The following is a 4,592-nucleotide window of genomic DNA, read 5'->3' as shown; positions in this document are numbered from 1 at the left end:
GAATAATGCTGATCAAGTCAATCAATTGATGCTTGGATCATCGTCATCCAGTCAGCTGCAGATGTCGGATAGTTATCACTTGCTCATTAGTGGTGGTGAATCGATAGAGATTCCATTAAAGGCGAGGAATAACAGTTCTTTGAGTTTGAACAATCTAGCAACGAGCATTTTGCCGAATGATGGCAGTTTAGTAACAGCAGCTGATAACGACTGTGGTGCGACACTTTTGGGACAAAGTTATTGCAATAATAGTTACCATTATACAGCGCCAAATCTAACCAAACATGAGGAAAAATTATATTCTTTAGCATATGGCGATACCAAAAATAATGGCAATAATAGCGCTGGTGTTATGCTTGGTGTAGATATTTTTCCTAAATTTATAGATTTGGCTTTAGCTAATAATACATATATAGCGAGTAACTCACAGCAGTCATTTTATCTAAAAGATGGTATAGTCTATGCTGCAACGAGAGATGGGTTATCTATATCAAGCAGTGGTGGTAAATCCTGGCGTACTTATGGTGAAGATAAACTAGGTGTAAGCATGATAAATAGCACCTATGTTGATGCGGGGACTATATATGTAGGAACAAATGGTGCTGGACTTGCTATATCTAAAGATGGTGGTGTTACGTGGCATAATATTAAAACAACAGATGGTATTATCAATGATTATGTCAATTCAGTTTATGTCAATGGTAAGGAAATTATTTTAGGAACTGATGGAGGCCTCTCTATTTCAAACGATGGTGGATTAACTTGGACTAATATCGATCAGTCAAAAGGGGTGGGCGGCAATAAAATAGGCTCAATTTATATTGACAATGGCACGATATATGCCGGTGATTATCGGGACGGGGGACTGTCCATCTCTAATGATAACGGTGCTACATGGCAAGTCATAAAAAAAGCAGCAAATGGTCTAGCAGACAATGCAGTTGAATCAATCAGTAAGCACAATGGCAAAATTTATGTGGGAACCGACAATGGTTTATCCATTACATCGGATGGTGGAAAAACATGGGATAATAAAGCGATAGGAAAAGAATTTAATGCGGGATATTCTTATGCTAGTGGTCTTTGTTTTCTCGATAATAAAATTTATGCGCCAATCTATGATCCCAGTGATACGACATGGCATGGAGGGCTTGAGTTTTCGGCAGATGAAGGAGGATCATGGCAAAGAGTTTCAGCAATTGAGACGATGAATGTCAGTGCGTTATCCTGTGATGAAAGTAATATATATGTGGGAGATGGGAATCAAGGTGGCATGTGGATATCTCATGACAAAGGAGCAACATTTGAGCGCCAGTATAATCCCCTAGATTCGTGGGCAATGAGGAAGTTTTTTTCAGCTAATCATAAACTATATGGTTTAACATCTTTTGGTCAAACATCTGGGTGGGCAATTTCTGATGATAATGGTGCTAATTGGACAACATATATTGCTCCTCACGGACAGGGGTCACCTTTGCCTTTTAATATGCAAATAAATGATATGTATGTAAATGGGACATATATGTATATTGCTTCCCCAGTCGGAATTTATATTTCTAATGATAGTGGCAGCGCTTGGCAGAGAGTAAATGATAGTAAATTACATGGCTGGATTGCCGCTATTGCTGGAAGCGATGATGGTAAGTATCTATATGCGGTTACAGATGATTATGGTAATGAGGGCGTTTATATATCTTTAGATCACGGTGTTACTTGGACAAGAACCTATAATGGTGTTATGGATGGATACGCAGAAATATATGTAGTCGATGATAAATTCTATACATGGACTCAGCAAGGTGGCGGATTTACAGGAGCATTGTTAGTATTTAATGAGGATGGTTCTTATGATAAGCAATTTTTGACTGGAAAAGCTATTGAATCGGTTTATTTAAAAAATAATGAGCTTTATGTTGGAACCAGAGAAAATGGTTTGTATGTCACTAGTGATGGTGGAGCACATTGGAGTAATATGACAAGTGGAGTAACTGAGCTTGATGGTTACTCAATAACAGCAATATATACGAATCGAAGTGCTATATACATAGGTCTGGATGCAATGTCTGCATCAAGCCCAACGTATGGAGCTGCGATATCATATGATAACGGTATAACCTGGCAGCGCTATTTTGAATATGATAGCTGCAACTCTATAGCTGCATCAAACAATGGCAATATTTTCATTACTTGTTCTTTTGGGTCTCATGCTGTAGGTGAAATTTTAGTAAGTAACTAATTGGTATAAAGGTGAAGAATGATGTATCTGAAGAGTTTTAACAAAACTGACAGTATGTCATCTCTGACAAATTTGGATGATTTGACCAGCTATTTAATTCCTGAGTAAAATAGAGGATCGATTTATGGACTTTAGGCTCATACTAAAAAAGACCAAACGCATTCTAGGTGTGTTTTTTTGTATAATAAACGTTCTTTTTGCTGAGAATACTACCAAGCAGAAATTTCAAAGCATCCTTGATGGTGCGAAAGTAAAATTTGAAATTAATGCCATATCTTTGTCGATTTTGCTGCCAGGAAAACAAAAACCTGAAAATTTTTTAGTAGGAACAAAATCAATTTTAAATAAACTACCGATCAATAAAAGCACGGTGTTTAAAGTTGGTAGTATCACTAAAACTTATACAGCCGTATTAATAACAAAGGCTATTGCTGAAGGAAAACTTAAATTAAGTGATAAATTGAATCAACTTCTACCCGAGTATCCGAAGTGGAAGCATATTACAGTTAAAGAACTGATCAATCAGACAAGTGGTGTTGCTGATTATGTTTTAGTTCATAATTGGTGGAAAAACCTTATGGCTAACAAAGACAAAGTATGGACTTTTAAAGAGTTAGCAAAACTTGCTTACGATGCTCAGGAACGTTTTCCATCAGATCAGAAATGGCACTATTCAAATACCAATTACATCTTGCTTGGTATGATTTTAGAAAAAATTTATCATGCTCCTGTTCAAAAACTGATGACACAATTAATTCAACAAGTCGGTTTGAAATACACTTATTATTACCCAAGACCCTATAGCCATGATATTTATAGTCAAATGGTGCATGGTTATTTTCAGAATCAATACGATGAAACTAAATTAAATGGTTCCTGGTCTCGTACTGCTGGTGCTATCTTATCGACACCTACTGACATGGTGAAGTGGATGCATGCATTGTTTACCAATCATTCTTTAAAAGGGTTGCCTATTTCAAGGTTTTTTAGCTTTGCTAATGCTGGAGAAAGCTTTCATATATACCATGCTAGTTTGTCTGAAAACTACAGCGTTGGCATATTTAAAAGTATAACAGTTTATGGTTTAATCTATTATGTGCCGGGTCTTGCACCAGGTTATACCTCAATGATGGCTTATGTTCCTTGTTATAATGTCTATTTTGCATATTCTGCAAATAAGTCGCCAATATTAGGATTTCATAATTTCATGTTGTCAAAAATTATAGCTGCTTTGGCTCACGGTAGCAAAACGTATAAGGTGGGTTGTCATAAAGGTTCGTTTTTGAACCAAGTGAGATAAAGTTTTACAGTTTATCCTGAGTTTATTAATTATAAAGGTGAAAAATGGCATACATAAAGAGTTATAGTAAGACCTATAGAGATGTTACTGCTGAACAAATTTGGACGATTTGGTCAGATATTCAAAAATGATCTCTTTGGGATGATAATACTGAGTGGGCAACGATGGATGGAGATTTTAAAACGGGTAACACTTTTCACTTTAAGCCTATCATTTAACCTTCAGGGAAAACAATAATCGATATTTTATAATTAATACATATATTTACATACTTGCGACGTTTTTTTGATCTAAACTTAATTCTAAGCATGGGGAGTGCGCCGACTGATAAGTTGACTAAATTAAAAGTGGAGAAGTGTAAGCATGAAAATGACAAAATTAATACCGCTGATTGTTTCTAGTATGTTGCTATTTGGCTGTAACTCGGATGATGGCAATAAGAAAAGTGCAGTGACTACGACAGCTACCTTAGTGCCAAGTCAAACGCATGGCAATATTGAGACATCGCATAGTCTGCAAATTACGGTCACTAATGAAGGCAATAAACAGGCAAGTGACTTTGCTGTTGAGCTGCAAGCAGATGATGGTGTGAGCATTGATAAGACTGCATCAAATATTCCCAGTCAATTAGCGCCGGGGGCTTCAGCGGTAATTGTTTTAACAGCAAGCAACAGTGCTGTTGTTGGCAGTAAAGCGGTGTTAACAATACGCTCAAGTGATTCGATTAATCAATTAAATATCCCAGTGGATGTTATCGCAGAGCCTCCTGCGGTGGTTAAATTGGTATTAAGCAGCGATTCTTCGGTACTAGGCAGTGGTGATGTGAAGCACTATGTATTAACCAATAATAGTGCTCAAGATGTTCCTGACTTAGCAGGTGCTGATAAGGGTGTTTCAGGTCTAAGTGTTGCAGTCTATCAAAGTGGTACGCGCATTGCTGCTAGTGGTGCATCCATTATCAATGATACCTGCGCAGGCGCGATTCTTAAGCCTTCAGAGAATTGTACATTTGATGTTAAGGCTGCAAACACAGCAAATAATCAAGCAATTGATATT

Annotated in this window: 3 protein-coding genes; all 3 read left to right on the top strand. The window is 37.0% G+C overall.

What is annotated here, in order from left to right; genetic code table 11:
* A partial coding sequence (locus ACTS4L_RS11115; RefSeq protein WP_440652052.1) for a WD40/YVTN/BNR-like repeat-containing protein occupies positions 1–2,236 on the top strand: 2,236 nt, incomplete at its 5' end.
* A 124-nt stretch (positions 2,237–2,360) separates the two neighbouring features.
* Complete coding sequence (locus tag ACTS4L_RS11110) at positions 2,361–3,536, top strand: serine hydrolase domain-containing protein (protein WP_440615710.1); 1,176 nt, start codon at positions 2,361–2,363, stop codon at positions 3,534–3,536.
* A 369-nt stretch (positions 3,537–3,905) separates the two neighbouring features.
* Positions 3,906–4,592, top strand: a 687-nt coding sequence (locus tag ACTS4L_RS11105; RefSeq protein ID WP_440652051.1) for a hypothetical protein, incomplete at its 3' end; no start/stop codon positions are given.

It is taken from the genome of Cysteiniphilum sp. 19S12-1 (assembly GCF_052030685.1).
In the GTDB taxonomy this organism is placed as follows: domain Bacteria; phylum Pseudomonadota; class Gammaproteobacteria; order Francisellales; family Francisellaceae; genus Caedibacter.
Note: the sequence above shows the minus strand (reverse complement) of the source record. Positions and strands in the feature narration are given on the sequence as shown.

Coding starts and splice junctions, on each gene's coding strand:
- ACTS4L_RS11110 (WP_440615710.1), top strand. CDS start 2,361: ATGGACTTTAGGCTCATACTAAAAAAGACCAAACGCATTCTAGGTGTG.